Consider the following 14,324-nt stretch of genomic DNA (forward strand, 5'->3'; position numbering starts at 1 on the left):
AGCGTTGTATTCCTCCCTAAAAAGACACAAGCATAAATTCCCTCTGTCTTATGTCTTTTACGATACACCGTAGAAAAAACGTGTTCCCTCCCTTTCCACGTCGAAAAAAAGCGATAAAAAACTTGACCAAAATATTCAGAGTGTGACAGCGAATGCCTGGGCAATAAAAACAGTGAGACCGGCAAAGGATAAATAGGGACCAAAAGAAATTGTTTGGCTATTTTTATGTGAATTGTTTAATGCGAAATAACCGACAATACCGCTAAGCGCAGCAATTAATACGACCGAAGGCAGTGCCTGCCAGCCGCACCAGGCCCCCAGCGCCGCCAGCAGCTTGAAATCACCGTAACCTAGCCCTTCCCGGCCAGTCGTCAGGCGAAAGCCCCAGTAAATCAGCCAGAGCGACAGGTACCCCGCGACTGCGCCGAGCACAGCATCGCGAAGGGGCAGCGCATGGCCCAGCGTATGTACGAGCAATCCGGTCCAGAGCAGCGGCTGCGTCAGGCAATCAGGCAGCAGCTGGTGTTGCCAGTCGATCAACGTCAGCGGCAGTAAAAACGACGCCAGCAGCCAGAGCGAGAACAGGGTTTGAATGCCCGGAACAGACCAGGCCGTTATGCCAAAAAATAGCGCGGTAAACAGCTCAACCAAAAGGACCTGTAGCGGAATAACCGTTCGGCACTGGCTGCAGCGGCCTCGCAGTAACAGCCAGCTGAGCAGCGGAATATTTTCCCAGGCAGAGAGTGAATGCTGACACACCGGGCAGTGCGAGCCCGGGAACAGCAGGTTGCCGCCCCCCTCCTCTTCCATCACCATAGGCGGGACGCGGTCTGCCACTACGCCGAGAAAACTGCCTGTTATTGCCCCTGACACCGCACTCATGAGGGAGAACCCGACCGGGTAAACCTCCCGTATCAGTGCGAAGGTATTCATGCCAGTTTCTTCCAGGTCAGCTGAATTTCGGCCTTTACATCGCTGATGTGGTCAACCGGGGTGAGGTTCATTTTTTGCAGGCGGACTCCGGAAGTCAGGTTGATTTCACGCAGCCAGTTTTTTAATTCGTAAATATTTACCCGTCCGACCACGAAGGAGAGTGTTTGCCCGTCCTGGCGAACATCCGTCAGCGATAAATTAATGGCGTGGGCGCTGTTCTCAATCACGCTGCGTGGATTATCAGTTTTAACCTGCAACATCTGAAGATGGTTTTTATCTATTTCCTGACGCATCCAGTTGAGCGTTTCAACCTGACGTGCAAGGGTCGTTTTGCTGCTTTGAATCATATTATCCAAGGGAATCACTCCTGCGTAATAAATTGCAGCGCAGCCGATTGCCGCTGCGCCTATTTTCAAAATGATTTTTTCCCTGACGTTGTAATTCTGATAACGCCTTTTCAGCTGCGCGATGCTCTCGTTCATTTATGTTTCCCTGTCACAATGGCGGTGTACGGTGCCTCTGCTGAAACAGGCTGTACTGAAAAATCAAAATTTGGGCTGGTCTGATTCACAAACGCCTGGAGCGCCTGCTGATTTTGGCCACTGACGCCCAGGGTCAGCGTCCCTTGTGCTGCATCGTATTCAAGCCGGGTAATTTCCATTGCCGGAACCGCTCGTCTGGCGGTTTCCAGCTCATCGATTTGCAGGAAAATCCCCTTAGGCTGTTTCTTTATATTCTGACCAAAGTGATATTTGATGTTGGTCTGCTGGCGCATACTCGGAAAATGGTGCTGGTAGACCTGCATGACCTCCTGCTGAACCTGGTTTTCCTCCTGAGCCAGCATCCAGGCTATCGCGGCACGGGGTCCTAACAGCAGGCCAAGCGACAGCAGCCCCGCAGCAGCCACGGCTAGCTTCATGCTTTTTGTCAGCCCCTTATTGCCGCTTCTGGCGCTGAACGCCCCGTGCAGCATGTTCACGCGACACGCCTGCCACTGCGGCTGGATCAGCACCAGCGGATGCACCCAGGCCAACGCCTCGTCAACCACCACTCCCGGCGGAACGGCGCCGTAGCAGCACACTTCGCCCTCCCCTCTCTCCTGCAACACCAGAGGCAGCAGGGCCGTATCCACTTCACACGCCGACGCCGGTGACAAACGTAGCCAGTAGTTCTCGTCAAGAGAGACAAAGGTCGTACCCCCGGCGGATACCGGCAGCAGCCAGGCGTCCGGGATGGCCTGAATAATGGTCAAACCGGCAGCGGTGAAACGGTCAAGCCACTGGCGCAGGCGCCCGGCATCAATCGCCACCGCGTCAACGTCGCACCCTTTTTTATTGAGTACCGTCCAGTGAAGGTTGTCCAATTCCCCTATTAATGTCTCCTCCGCCATCCAGGAAAAGGCCGTGCTTTGGGCGGCCATTCCTTTTTTCGGTAACCTGAAGTGACGGAAGATCGTTTCACTGGCAGGCAGCAGCAGACAGACACGTCCTGCCAGAGCATGTCCGGCGAGGACATCGAGCTCTGAGAGATTCTCCAGCGATTCAACCTGCTGACTACCGGACTCGCACCACCATAATTTCCCGTTCTCACGGCTGTCGGGACGAACAAAAAGCACCTGTTTCATCGATATCAACTTCTGTTATTCAATCATTCGGTAACGACGCTGCCACGTCACAATCTCACCGGCGTCGTTATTAACCTGAAGCTGGCTAACCATGAGCAGCGTTAAATCATCCGTGTTGCCGGTATAGTCAACGCGGAAATATCGGCTGTTAATGGCCAGCTGTTCCGCCACCTGGGGTAAATCGTCTTTAAGCTGCGGGAAGGTTTGTTCCAGCACCTTGCTGAACGCATCCAGGCTTTCCCACCCCGCTTCAGGGCGAGCATCAATCAGGCGTCTGGCGTCATCTTCCGTCAGTTTTCCCGGGAACATCGCCGCCAGAACGCCTGCCTGTTCAGGTTTGAGGGTATTCACGTCAACCTTGCTGGCGGGATCCGGCAGGGCGCACAAGAGCTTGCTCACTGTCGGATACGCCTGGGCCGGGAACGCGGGCAGCAGTTTGATTTCCGCAATAGTGCGCATCATCTGATTCGCGGGTTGGCGAGCCGGGACAGCCCCTGCCCACGCATCGCTCTCAGCCCCCTCTCTGGCAGTGGTGGCGTCCCCGTCGAGGTAGTCCACCAGCTGGGAATATACCGCTTCGGCGGTGGCCTGGCTGACGCCGCTGTCGATCAGGAGCTGCTCGACGATTTGCTCTTTACGCGGTTTCCCTGCCGCGGCCGCGGCGTCCTGTACCTGAGGCCCTTTATCCGCTGCCAGCAGGTTGTTGACGTTAAAGCAGTCCTGCGCATCTTCTGTCTGGCTGACCAGGGTGTAGTCATCCCCCCGGGTTTCCAGCGGCTGATGCCAGTCACCGTCAGGCGCAAGGGCTCTGCTTTCGCCGCTGGCCTCGGTTTGCAGGATCGCTTTAACGGTTTTTTCCTGCGCATGCATCGCCCAGCGCAGCTGCTGCTGGCTCACCTGGTAATGTGTTTTTTGCAGGTTGCGGCAAAACTGCTGGCTGATTCTGGCGGCCAGCGCTGACATCATCACCAGCAGGATCAGCACCACCAGCAGGGCGACGCCTTTCTGTTTGTCTTTTCGGCTCACGGCTGTACTCCTGACTCCGCCTGAGGCGCCTGCTCCGGCTGCGGAGCGGCCGCTTTTGTCTCCGGCGTCGGGGCAACCGTCACGGCAGGTATCTCCCCCGGGGTCGTAAACACCCAGCGCCAGATATCGCCGTTTGCCATCGTCAGCGTCGCCTCTACGCCGTCGGGCTGGCGACTGCTGTCGGTCCAGTTTTTCTGCCAGCCCTGGCTGTAAAAGCGCCACGTCATCGATTTCACCTTCTTAACGATGGGCACTTCTTCGGGCTTCACGCTCGCCGGGCCATCAATCGCAGGCCAGATATCGCGATATAAACGCCCCTCTTCCAGCCGCCAACGCACGCGCTCCAGCTGGACGGTGCCGCTCACGCCGTTCAGCGTGGTTAGCTCAATGGCGTCATCGGTTTGCACAAACACGCCCGGTTCGCTACGCGGCGCACGCCCCTGAAGCTGAAAGAAATCACGCTCCATCAGGCTCCAGGCACGCTGCACCTGATTAAGCTTTGCCGCACTGGCATCGGTTGCAGAGCGGGTACGCATCGCCCCGTCGAGGATCTGCCAGGCCAGGGTGCTAATCACCGCAAAAATGGTCAGGGCGATCATGATCTCCAGCAGGGTAAAGCCACGCTGGCGTCGCGTTTTTTTCACTTGCTCACCTTCTCTGCCGGCGGAATGATGTGCAGGGCGATGGCCGGCTGGCTTTCATCCCCTTCCGCGTAAACGCGAACTTCACTGGCCCAGCCGTTGTTGGCGGTTTTGACGCGCTGCTTGTGCCAGTTCCAGCTACGCCCGCCCATGGTTTCTGTCCCCTGCTCATCGGCATCGGGGAAATCACTGTTGCTGAGCGTCGCTTCTGCAAGCACGTTTTCCGCGACCCAACTGGCCTGCACTGTTTCGCTCAGGCCGTGGGTAAAACGAACGTTCAGGGACACGGAGTGCATCAGCGCCAGCGCTGCGGTGGAGAAAATCACCAGCGCAACCATCACCTCCAGCAGCGTCATCCCCTTTTGCTTTGCCTTGCGTTTAGTCATCGTTCTCCACCGAAACGGGGGCCGCACCTTGCGACACCACCCGGAAATGGTGCTGTTTGTCGTAGCTTTGCAACCTCAGCGTGAAGCGACCTACCTCGCCATCCGGTAAAAAGATGATTTGCGGATCGGCATCCAGCGTGGCGGCCAGCCGCTGCGGAGATAGCGATACGTGCATCTCTTCAGGAAAATCGCCTTTCGTGGTAATTCGCCCTGCGGATAAAGGCACCCAGCGACGTTCACCTTTTACAACGTTCAACGACACAAGCTGATATTTATCCGTGGCGATCACTAACCCGACAATATTTCCGTCCATCACCGCACGGTCTGAACCATAATCCACAAGGGCTTTTAATTGCTGACCAAATATATCCGCGCCGCTGCGCGAGGGAATCGTTGAAACCACCATCATCGCGCAGCTGGCGAATATCACCAGCGCGAGGATAATTTCCAGCAAAGTAAAGCCGCGTTGCTTACTCATTATTTATTCGCGAGCGACCAGTTAGTAATATCGTCGGCGGTATTGGCTTCGCCATCGGGCCCCGCAGAAAAGACATCGACGGCACCGTGCTCGCCCGGGCTGACCATCAGGTAATCGCTGCCCCAGGGATCCTGCGGCAGGCGGCGGATATAGCCGTCGGCGCGGTAGCCGTTGGGGATTGGCGCGATTTCCGGTTTGCTGACCAGCGCCTGCAGGCCCTGCTCGGTGGTCGGGTAGCGGTGGTTATCGAGTTTGTACATATCCAGCGAACCTTCCAGCGCGACAATATCGCTGGTGGCTTTCTGACTGTCGGCTTTCTCTTTATTACCCATTAAATTTGGCACCACCATACTGGCCAGCACCCCGAGGATCACAATCACCACCATTAATTCGAGCAAAGTAAAGCCCGCCTGGGACGCCAGGTTTTTTCGTTTCATCGCCATATTTAACCTACCATGTTATTAAGTTGCAGAAGCGGCTGTAATATTGACATCACAATAAAGAGAACAATGGTCGCCATGGAGACCACCAGCGCCGGTTCAAATACCGACAGCGTTAAGGTAATACGATGCTGTAATCCCGATTCCTGATTTTCGGCGGCGCGATCCATTAAGTTGCCTAATTCACCGCTCTCTTCGCCGGAGGCAATCATATACAGCATGGTGGGGGGGAAGAGCTGCGCCTGCTCCAGGGCGGAACAGAGCGATGCCCCCTGGCGCACGGTATCCGCCGCCTGCTCCAGCACCTGGCGGGCATAGAGGTTTTCAATCCCGTCCATCGCGATATACATCCCCTCCAGAAGCGGAACGCTACTGGCCTGCAATATGCTCAGGGTGCGGATGTAACGCGCGCTGTTGATGGCGCGAACCAGCTTTTTAATCGGGGCGTTTTTCACCAGCCAGCGGTGCCAGATGAAGCGATTGCGGGTTTTCTTCAGCCAGCCTTTAAAGCCGATCGCGCCCGCCGCCAGCCCTCCGCCAATGATCATGCCGTACGCCTGCAGGAAATCGCTGACCGCAATCAGCGTGCGGGTGGTCATCGGCAGTTGCTGTTTCATATGGGTAAACTGCTCGATCACCTGCGGCACCACCGCTACCAGCAAAATACTGATGACCGCAATGGCTACCACCGTCAGGGTGATCGGGTAGACCATCGCCTGGGTGAGCTTACTTTTCATCTTCTGGCGCTGTTCGTTGTACTCCGCCAGCTTCTCCAGTACATCGCCGAGGTGGCCGGTTTTTTCTCCGGCCATCACCAGGGTGCAGTAGAGCTTGTCGAAGGTGCGGGGAAACTGGCTGAAGGCGTCGAACAGCGTATGCCCTTCCACCACCTTGTCGCGAATGTCACTCACCATCGCCGCCAGCTTTTTATCCTCCGACTGCCGGGCAATGGCCTTCAGGGCGCTCTCCAGCGGCAGCGCGGCGTTCGCCAGCGTCGACAGCTGGCGGGTAAACATCGACAGGTCCGGCGTTGAGAGCTTGATCCCTTTCTGTGCGCTGCCGGCAGCGGATTTTTCCCGGGTCAGGGTAATGGTCAGCGGCATCAGCTTTTGCTCGCGCAGCGCCTGACGCACCTGCTTTTGCCCCTCGGCCTGCAGGGTGCCGTGCCGGGTTTTACCCGCCGCGTCGGTCGCGGTCCACGCATACCATGCCATTATTCCTCACCCCCACGTTCGGCGGTGACGCGCATCACCTCTTCCAGCGAAGTGATGCCGGAGATCACCTTCAGCAGACCGTTTTCACGCAGGCTGTGCGCCTGTTTGAAGAGCTGGGTTTCGATCGCCATTTCGTCTTTATCTTCGTGGATCGCCCGGCGCATGGCGCTGTCGACCACCAGAAACTCATGGATCCCTGCCCGCCCCTGATAGCCGCTCTGGCGGCAGTGCTCACAGCCCACCGCGCGCCAGATCGCCTTCGGGGTAATGGCCATAAAGCTGAACAGCGCTTTTTCATTGTCATCCAGCGGACTGGTGGTGCGGCAGTGGGTGCAGAGCCGACGCACCAGACGCTGGGCAATGACACCGAGCAACGATGATCCGATTAAAAAGGACTCCAGCCCCATATCGCGTAGACGGGTAATGGCCCCGGCGGCGCTGTTGGTGTGCAGGGTGGACATCACCAGGTGACCGGTCAGAGAGGCCTGCACCGCGATCTGCGCGGTTTCGCCGTCACGGATCTCGCCGATCATCACCACGTCCGGATCCTGGCGCAGGATGGCGCGCAGGCCCCGGGCAAAGGTCATGTCCACGCGCGGGTTAACCTGGGTCTGCCCTACCCCTTCCAGCTCGTACTCAATCGGATCTTCGACGGTTAGGACATTGCGTTCATGGCCGTTCAGCGCCGACAGGATGGCGTACAGGGTGGTGCTTTTCCCGGAGCCGGTCGGCCCGGTGACCAGGATAATGCCGTGCGGACGGGCAATCAGCGCCTTGAGCTGGGCCAGCTCGTGATCGATCAGCCCCAGCTTATTAATGTCCGGCTGGAGATTGCTTTTATCCAGCAGACGCATCACCACCCGCTCGCCATACTGCGACGGAATGGTGGAGACACGCACGTCGATGGCCTTGCGCCCGATCCGCAGCGAGATACGCCCATCCTGCGGCAGGCGTTTTTCGGCGATATCGAGCTTCGACATGACCTTAATGCGCGACACCAGCAGCGGCGCGAGCTTGCGCGCCGGTTGCAGCACCGGTCGCAGCACGCCGTCGACGCGAAAGCGGATGCTCAGGGTGCGCTCAAAGGTTTCAATATGAATATCTGACGCGCCGTCCTTCACCGCTTCGCCAAGAATGGCGTTGATCAGGCGGATCACCGGCGAGTTTTCGTCGTTATCCAGCAGATCTTCGTTGTCGGGGATCTCCTCGGTTAACGCCAGCAGGTCGATATCGGCATCCATATCGTCCACCAGCTGTTGGGAGACGCCGCTGTTCTGCTGCCAGACCTTCGCCAGCATTTCGTCGAAGGCGTCTGCCGTCAGAATGGTCGGGGAGAAGGATCGCCCCAGCACCCGACGCATCTCCAGCAGGGCAAACGCCGGAGCGTCGTCGCGCATCCAGACCTGCCCCTGATAAAAGAGGATCCCGTGTTCCCGGGCGTAGTTACTGCTACAGAGATCGTGACTCAGTTGCATTTCGTCCATGTTGCGCCTCGTCCTTACTCTTTAAAGGGGTTACGGCTTTTCACCGTCGCCGTGCCTGTCATCGCCGGGTAGTCGGGCAGAACGGCATTGCCTTCAGGGGCGACGATGCCAAACTTGCTCTCTTCCAGCCGCTGCTGCTGACGGGCGCGGATCTGGTCATATTTCTCTTTCGACGACGCGCTGTAGGTGTCGTCGTCGCGCAGAACGGTGGTATGAATAAAGACCATCAGGTTGCGCTTCGAGGTGTCCTGGGAGGTATAGCGGAACAGCTGCCCCACCAGCGGAATATCCCCCAGCAGCGGCACCTTCGAGACGTTCTGTTTGGTGACGTTCTCCATCAGCCCGCCGAGCACCACGGTCTGCCCGCTGTGGACCATCACTTCGTTATTGATGGTACGGGTGTTGAAGGTTGGGCCGAGGCTCGCATCTTCGGTGGCGCTGGCGTCAACGCTGGAGACTTCCTGCTCAATCTTGAGGTGAATGATGTCGCCGTCGTTAATCTGCGGCACAATCTTCAGCTTGGTGCCGACGGTTTTCCGCTCCACCGAGTTAAAGACGTTATCCCCGCTGGTGGTCTGCGAGCCGGAGAGTACCGGCACATCCTGACCGACGTTAAATGACGCCTCTTTGTTATCGAGGGTGACGACGCTGGGCGTCGACAGGATGTCGTTTTTACCGTCGGTGGAGAGCGCGGTCATCAGGGCGCCAAAATCGCCGTTAAAGAAGCCGGTCGCCATGCCGGTAAAGCTGGCGCCCTTCAGGGTGCCTGCTTTTACCTGGCTTATCGGCAGACCGGTGGCGCCAAACTGCACCCCGCCGTGTTTGCCGGTCCACTGCACGCCGAGGTCGAGGCCGTTACCGTCCTGCACTTCAGCAATGATCGCCTCTACCAGCACCTGTGGGCGGCGGATATCGAGCTTGTCGATAACCTTTTCCAGCGAGTTCATGACGTTGGGCTGGGCGGTGATCACCAGCGAGTTGGTGGCTTCATCCGCGGTAATATTCAGCTCGCTGCTGGCGGACGGGGTTTTACTTTTCGCCGCGCCCGCTTTGTCTTTCAGCTGCTCACCAATCCCGGTCAGCACCGGCACCACTTTGCTGGCGCTGGCATACTTCAGGTAGAAGACCCGGGTATTGCCTTCGTTATTCTGTTCACGATCGAGCTGGCCAATCAGCGACCGGGTACGCGCCCGGCCATCTTCCGGGCCGCTGATGATCAGGCTGTTGGTTTCATCATCGGCCACCACTTTGGTCGTCAGCTGCGGCGCGTTCTGCCCTTTCTGCTCTTCGTTGTTGAGGTTGTTCAACATGTCGCTGAGCGATTTCGCCGAGGCATAGCGCAGCGGCACGATTTCGCGGCGCTGCACGCCGGAGCGATCCACGCGCCCGACCAGATCCACCAGCCGGTTGACCACCGAGGCTTTACCGGTTAACAGCAGTACGTTGGACGGTTCAAAGTGCACTACGTTGCCGATACCGGAGGCGTCGTTCAGCTGGCGTAGCAGCGGGGCCAGTTCACGTACCGGTACGTTTTCCATCCGCACCACGCGGGTGATGATCTCGTCGCCCTTGCCGGGGTTTTTGCTGTCGGCCAGCGGTACGCCGGCGGTGCGCGCCACCGTGGAGCGCACCACCTTCACCATGCCGTTATCCATCGGGATCACCGACAGGCCGTACAGATCCAGCACGCTAAGAAAGAACTGATAATATTCCTCTTCCGTCAGCACGTTATAGGTCTTAACCGATACGTTTCCCTGCACGGAGGGATCGACAAGAATGGTTTTATTCAGGTTGCGACTTACCGTATCAATAAATTCTCGGATATCGGTATTTTTAAAACTGGCGCTAAAGTTCGCCGCCATCACTGAATTTGAGATCAACGACGCGGCGGTCAGCGCGATACATGCCCAGGGAAATTTCTTCATCACATTACACTTGTTAATTGTTTAAAACATTAACCCGAATATTTTCAAGGTGAGCGTGGCGTCTGACTACGACTTCCGCTTCTCTCATTTTCGACCAGCTGGCAATAATACTTTTCGCCTGCTCCGCCCGCGTCATATCGACGGCGTTCACTTTCACTACCACATCCCCCTTTTCCAGCCCGCTATGGCTAAAAAAGGAGGAGGCATTTTTCGGCTTTATTTGATAGCCGCCGAGCTGGCCTTTATCCATATAAGGCTTCAGCACGAAATAGTCGTCGAGATGTAAATTATCGCCCCCGGCATCGTTTTTCGGTTTTGGCACCGGAGAGGGATTTACCTCCCCTTTAAAATAGTCGGGACGCTTTAACGCCAGCACCTGACGATCCCCCTGATAATTCACCACCACATTGTCGGGATTGATCTCTTCAATCCACGCATCGCTGTAGCCCGGGAGACTCTCGCCTTCGCGGTAACTTTGCTGTCCGTTAGGCGTTTTAATCACCGCGAAGGAGAGCCAGGCTTCATCGCTGCTAATAATCCCGTCAACCTCAGCCGAAATTGACTTTTTCTCCGCCTGCTGCGGCGTGGTCTGATTAACCGCAGGCTGAAACAGGGCAAACGTCTGTCCCTGTTGACCTGTGCGGGGCTGCTCTGGCGCATTATCCGGGACGGGGTCCGTGCCTTTTTTATAAGCTTTAAAGACGACATATCCCTGATGACCGCTAAACAGCAGTAAGACAAACATCACGCAGGGCGCAATAAATCGGGAATAGAGCTGCATTTTCATTATTTAACGGGCCTTTTAGCAAATGCAGGAATTTGCAGCCTGGCGCTGCACCTGTAACACCCTAAAATAGTAATAATGCCGGCCTGATGGCTCCATCTGCTTTGCCATTAACTTTAATGCAGAAAAATATTGACCCTTAAAAACCCCGGTGTTAAGCGGTTATAAAAGGTTATTTTTCTCCTGCGGAAAAATTGACCCACTGCGTCGCCTCTCGTACTTTCCTGGCTGAATATCAGTGATATGAATTACCAGGGTGAAGCGTTATGTATCAGAGTTATTTTAAATTTGTCCGCCCGCCCTTCAGGAGTGCGACCCGCGCCTGTGGCGACTTCTTTGCGTCTTATCATCAGGATGTCTTCGGCATGCTGGCAGAGAAGTCGACCCTTGCCGGTATTGCGGCCCTGTTCAGCGATGACGAGACGCTACTGAACGCTTTCACCGGTCAATTACTGGCAACGTCTCCTGCGGGGGTGGCGATTAATGCCTTTCCGACCCTGAGCGCGAAAGCTCTGCTGTATAAACTCAGCGCCAGCGCAAAAGAGGCCAAAAGCAGGCTGCACGCCATTGATGCCGTGCTGCATCAGTGGCAGGAAAAATACCCCGCCTGCAAAACAACCGGCCTGGTGCTGACGATCGCCGCCGTTCAGGCGCTGCGGGATAATGGCTGGGACACGCTGGGGATGCTGCTTTCACGCGCGCAGGAGTGCGGGCTGCCGCTGACGCTGGTGCTGACCGGCACGCCCGACCAGGACGCGCGTCTGATGACCCGTTCCGGCCTGGCGTCCCGCGTGCATACCCGCCATACGCTGCGCCCGCTCACCTGCCGCGAAACATTGCGCTATGTTCAGGCGCAGACGCTGGAGCATGGTGCCGACACATCGCCCTTTAGCCCTGCCCGCGTGCGCCGCATGCATGCCCTGAGCCACGGCTCCGTCAGCAAGCTGAACGCGCTGGCGCACCTGTCGCTGCTGGCAGCCTGGACCGAACGTGCCGTCGCGGTAGGCTCACGTCATCTGCGCCTGGCGGCGGGTGAAGTGCTGCCGCGCCCCACTCATCGCAAAACGCTGGCAACGGTTGGTCTGTTTGCCAGCGTGCTGTTTGCCGCCTGCGGCTGGCATTTCTCCTCCACTCTCAGCGCCATGCTGCCCGTGCAGCCGCCGGTCCCTGCGAGCTGGAAGCGGTTGACTCACGCCCCGCAAGCCCCCGTACAGCCACAGATGGACAATGAGGTGGTCAACCTGCCGGACGCCATGCATCAGCTCTACGCCATGTGGGGCTATGATCCTTCCGCAGAAGAGGCGCTCTGTCAGAATGCCGCCCGGGTGAACCTCGCCTGTAAGCAGGGCAATGCGCCGCTCGCCACGCTGGAGAAAGTGGGCTATCCCTGGGTGAGCGAACTGAAAACCGGGGATCACCTGAATTATGCGGTGGTGGCGCGGGTGGGTGCAGATTCGCTCGATCTGCTGATGAATAACCGCACGTGGCAGGTGAAGCGCAGCTGGTTTACCACCCATGCGACAGGAAACTATACGTTATTGCACCGTCTTTCCCCGGCGGGGAAAACGGCAATCGGGGCGGCCAGCAGCAGCGAGGATGTGCGCTGGATCGATGCCCAACTCAGCCAGGCCCTGCACGAGCCGGAAACGCACGCGCAAACATGGACCCGGGCGCTGGTGAAGCGAACCCGCGAATTCCAGTCCAGCGCCCGGCTCAACGTTGACGGTATGCCCGGCGAAGAGACGCTAATGCAGCTGATGCGCATCAATAACACCACACCCGCGATTGTAACGCCGGTGACGGATACTCCCCCGCAAACGCTGGCGAAAGGAAAAGCCCAATAATGTCCACGATTTGTCTTGCTGCACAGCGCAGCTTCCAGACCGGTGAGGCGGTCTGGTTCTCTTATCGCCTCCCCTCGCTGACCAGGATCGCCTTCACAAGCCTGACCAGCTTATGCTGCCTGGGCGCGATGCTGGTCGCCGGGCTGTACGCGCACCTTTACTGGCACCTGCACCATCCGACGCCCACACCGCAGCCGGTAAGCGTCGCCCAGCCTGATACTCAGCTCTCCGATATGCATTATGTCTACGTCTCCAGACCCTTCCCGGCGCCGCAACCTGAAGCCGCGGAAGGCAACGCCCCGCCGCTGCCAAAGAGCGATCCGCTGGTAATGGACGCTGGCGCCGACTGGCAGCAGCCCCCGGACAGCGATATCTCCAGCGAACCCTTGCCCGACACGCATGTCTCGCCGCCCGAAACCGGGTCAGGCTCGTTGAAAGCGCGGTTTATGCAGGCCCTGAAAGAGCAACAGGAGGATTATTCGCAGGGAAAAGTGCCCGGGGAGCCCGTTGACGAGACGCAATCCGGTACGGTGACGGGGGAGAGGCTCATCGATCGGACAACGACGTTAAGATCCGAGCGCATATCGGCGCAAGGGCCAACGACAGGGCAAAAAAAATCTCCATCGGCGTTAACCCATGGAGATCTGAAGCAGGATGTTCAGTAGCGTTCCGGCAGGCTGGTGATATTTTTCAACTTACCTTTTTCCACCACAATATAGTGACCTTTTTTCAGGTCTGAGAGGATTTTAATAATCGTGCTACGGGCCAGGTTGGTATATTCCTGAATATAGTCATAAACATTGACGTCACGATTCTGGTAAATAATTAATTCATTAATTTCCAGCAAAAATTCACGCACCACAGAGTACGCGCTGCGGGCAACCAGAATATCATCACGCTTGCTGAGCAGGCCAATATACCAGACAAGGATTTGGCTGAACTGCGGCCAGAGATTTTTCTCACCGATCAGGCGCTCAAACTCATCTTTCCTGATGGTGCGAATAACCGTGGTATCGCGGGCAATACCATACATATACGACGCTTTATTGTAGATAGATGAGACACCCAGAAAACCCGCGCTGCGCATGGTAAACATACTTAACTCATCGGAGACACGACGAATTTCGACTTCGCCGCTAATGACGATATGGATGTAGTTCACATCCGCGGTAATGATTTTCTGCCATTTCTTTAGCGTTTTTTCTGGATATTCAGCGGTCGCCGCAATAATAGCGTCTATCGCTTCCTGCGGACGACAGTTTTTTCCATATATGCTTAACATTATTGTGCCTGTTATTAATTGTAGATAAAAGAGCCACTGCGAAAGTGATGTCGCAACGGATATACGAGACCGAGTCCAGATAAAATCAGAAGATATATTCAGATGAGAGTAAGTCTCAATCCATATTTATTTGCTGAATTGCTTAGCAAGCTATGGAGCTATCTTAAATGTGGGTACTTTTAAGTCAATTTACTAAAAGTTAATTTAAAATGAACTTAAGATTAATCTTAAGCCAATATGAGAAAAAAGCGCTAACCCCCTGA

The 14,324-nt window shown here is 56.5% G+C and carries 15 protein-coding genes; 2 read left to right on the forward strand and 13 right to left on the reverse strand.

Features of this window, described 5'->3' with window-relative positions; genetic code table 11:
- Nucleotides 1-135: 135 nt before the first annotated feature.
- Genes LRS40_RS22825 through gspC form a run of 12 tightly spaced genes read right to left on the reverse strand, consistent with a single transcriptional unit; the run spans nt 136 to nt 10,938 of the window.
- Nucleotides 136-933 carry an A24 family peptidase gene (locus tag LRS40_RS22825; RefSeq protein WP_231312765.1) on the reverse strand — a complete coding sequence of 266 codons (798 nt, stop codon included), beginning with the start codon at nt 931-933 and terminating at the stop codon, nt 136-138.
- Entirely contained in the window at nt 930-1,415 is a 486-nt protein-coding gene (gene gspM, locus LRS40_RS22830) for a type II secretion system protein GspM (protein ID WP_156263314.1), read from the reverse strand. Before gspM ends, LRS40_RS22825 begins: the two co-directional genes overlap by 4 nt.
- Nucleotides 1,412-2,557 carry a type II secretion system protein GspL gene (gene gspL / locus LRS40_RS22835; protein WP_231312766.1) on the reverse strand — a complete coding sequence of 382 codons (1,146 nt, stop codon included), beginning with the start codon at nt 2,555-2,557 and terminating at the stop codon, nt 1,412-1,414. The genes gspM and gspL overlap by 4 nt, the downstream gene beginning before the upstream one ends.
- A gap of 15 nt (nt 2,558-2,572) precedes the next feature.
- Nucleotides 2,573-3,583 carry a type II secretion system minor pseudopilin GspK gene (gene gspK, locus LRS40_RS22840; protein WP_231312767.1) on the reverse strand — a complete coding sequence of 337 codons (1,011 nt, stop codon included), beginning with the start codon at nt 3,581-3,583 and terminating at the stop codon, nt 2,573-2,575.
- A complete protein-coding gene (gspJ, locus tag LRS40_RS22845) occupies nt 3,580-4,227 on the reverse strand; it encodes a type II secretion system minor pseudopilin GspJ (protein WP_231312768.1) in 648 nt (215 codons plus the stop codon). Before gspJ ends, gspK begins: the two co-directional genes overlap by 4 nt.
- Nucleotides 4,224-4,610, reverse strand: a complete 387-nt coding sequence (gene gspI / locus LRS40_RS22850; protein ID WP_231312769.1) for a type II secretion system minor pseudopilin GspI — start codon at nt 4,608-4,610, stop codon at nt 4,224-4,226. The genes gspJ and gspI overlap by 4 nt, the downstream gene beginning before the upstream one ends.
- On the reverse strand, nt 4,603-5,088 hold the full coding sequence (gspH, locus tag LRS40_RS22855; RefSeq protein ID WP_142488870.1) for a type II secretion system minor pseudopilin GspH: 486 nt from the start codon (nt 5,086-5,088) through the stop codon (nt 4,603-4,605). Before gspH ends, gspI begins: the two co-directional genes overlap by 8 nt.
- Nucleotides 5,088-5,531, reverse strand: coding sequence for a type II secretion system major pseudopilin GspG (gene gspG / locus LRS40_RS22860; protein ID WP_285110699.1), 444 nt, complete (start codon nt 5,529-5,531; stop codon nt 5,088-5,090). The genes gspH and gspG overlap by 1 nt, the downstream gene beginning before the upstream one ends.
- Before the next feature lie 2 nt (nt 5,532-5,533).
- Nucleotides 5,534-6,742, reverse strand: a complete 1,209-nt coding sequence (gene gspF / locus LRS40_RS22865) for a type II secretion system inner membrane protein GspF (protein ID WP_231312770.1) — start codon at nt 6,740-6,742, stop codon at nt 5,534-5,536.
- On the reverse strand, nt 6,742-8,217 hold the full coding sequence (gene gspE / locus LRS40_RS22870) for a type II secretion system ATPase GspE (RefSeq protein WP_370462894.1): 1,476 nt from the start codon (nt 8,215-8,217) through the stop codon (nt 6,742-6,744). Before gspE ends, gspF begins: the two co-directional genes overlap by 1 nt.
- Nucleotides 8,218-8,240: 23 nt before the next feature.
- On the reverse strand, nt 8,241-10,151 hold the full coding sequence (gene gspD / locus LRS40_RS22875; protein WP_231312771.1) for a type II secretion system secretin GspD: 1,911 nt from the start codon (nt 10,149-10,151) through the stop codon (nt 8,241-8,243).
- A 13-nt stretch (nt 10,152-10,164) separates the two neighbouring features.
- On the reverse strand, nt 10,165-10,938 hold the full coding sequence (gene gspC, locus LRS40_RS22880) for a type II secretion system protein GspC (protein ID WP_231312772.1): 774 nt from the start codon (nt 10,936-10,938) through the stop codon (nt 10,165-10,167).
- 263 nt (nt 10,939-11,201) lie between these two features.
- On the opposite strand from gspC, the gene LRS40_RS22885 reads away from it, so the two are divergent.
- Together LRS40_RS22885 and LRS40_RS22890 are read left to right on the forward strand one after the other, a co-directional pair.
- Nucleotides 11,202-12,779, forward strand: coding sequence for an ExeA family protein (locus LRS40_RS22885; protein ID WP_231312773.1), 1,578 nt, complete (start codon nt 11,202-11,204; stop codon nt 12,777-12,779).
- Nucleotides 12,779-13,444 (forward strand): hypothetical protein, encoded by a 666-nt coding sequence (locus LRS40_RS22890; RefSeq protein ID WP_231312774.1) that lies wholly within the window; start codon nt 12,779-12,781, stop codon nt 13,442-13,444. Before LRS40_RS22885 ends, LRS40_RS22890 begins: the two co-directional genes overlap by 1 nt.
- On the opposite strand, the gene LRS40_RS22895 is transcribed toward LRS40_RS22890, so the two are convergent.
- Nucleotides 13,438-14,061: a helix-turn-helix domain-containing protein gene (locus LRS40_RS22895; RefSeq protein ID WP_142488865.1), complete on the reverse strand. Its 624-nt coding sequence runs from the start codon at nt 14,059-14,061 to the stop codon at nt 13,438-13,440. The two genes, LRS40_RS22890 and LRS40_RS22895, sit on opposite strands and share 7 nt — an antisense overlap.
- Nucleotides 14,062-14,324: the final 263 nt, after the last annotated feature.

This window comes from Leclercia sp. G3L (assembly GCF_021117075.1).
Classification (GTDB): domain Bacteria; phylum Pseudomonadota; class Gammaproteobacteria; order Enterobacterales; family Enterobacteriaceae; genus Enterobacter; species Enterobacter adecarboxylatus_C.

Excerpts from the sequence above, each read along its gene's own strand:
- LRS40_RS22825 (WP_231312765.1), bottom strand. The coding sequence starts at position 933 with ATGAATACCTTCGCACTGATACGGGAGGTTTACCCGGTCGGGTTCTCC.
- gspM (WP_156263314.1), bottom strand. The coding sequence starts at position 1,415 with ATGAACGAGAGCATCGCGCAGCTGAAAAGGCGTTATCAGAATTACAAC.
- gspL (WP_231312766.1), bottom strand. The coding sequence starts at position 2,557 with ATGAAACAGGTGCTTTTTGTTCGTCCCGACAGCCGTGAGAACGGGAAA.
- gspI (WP_231312769.1), bottom strand. The coding sequence starts at position 4,610 with ATGACTAAACGCAAGGCAAAGCAAAAGGGGATGACGCTGCTGGAGGTG.
- gspH (WP_142488870.1), bottom strand. The coding sequence starts at position 5,088 with ATGAGTAAGCAACGCGGCTTTACTTTGCTGGAAATTATCCTCGCGCTG.
- gspG (WP_285110699.1), bottom strand. The coding sequence starts at position 5,531 with ATGGCGATGAAACGAAAAAACCTGGCGTCCCAGGCGGGCTTTACTTTG.
- gspF (WP_231312770.1), bottom strand. The coding sequence starts at position 6,742 with ATGGCATGGTATGCGTGGACCGCGACCGACGCGGCGGGTAAAACCCGG.
- gspE (WP_370462894.1), bottom strand. The coding sequence starts at position 8,217 with ATGCAACTGAGTCACGATCTCTGTAGCAGTAACTACGCCCGGGAACAC.
- gspD (WP_231312771.1), bottom strand. The coding sequence starts at position 10,151 with ATGAAGAAATTTCCCTGGGCATGTATCGCGCTGACCGCCGCGTCGTTG.
- gspC (WP_231312772.1), bottom strand. The coding sequence starts at position 10,938 with ATGAAAATGCAGCTCTATTCCCGATTTATTGCGCCCTGCGTGATGTTT.
- LRS40_RS22885 (WP_231312773.1), top strand. The coding sequence starts at position 11,202 with ATGTATCAGAGTTATTTTAAATTTGTCCGCCCGCCCTTCAGGAGTGCG.
- LRS40_RS22890 (WP_231312774.1), top strand. The coding sequence starts at position 12,779 with ATGTCCACGATTTGTCTTGCTGCACAGCGCAGCTTCCAGACCGGTGAG.
- LRS40_RS22895 (WP_142488865.1), bottom strand. The coding sequence starts at position 14,061 with ATGTTAAGCATATATGGAAAAAACTGTCGTCCGCAGGAAGCGATAGAC.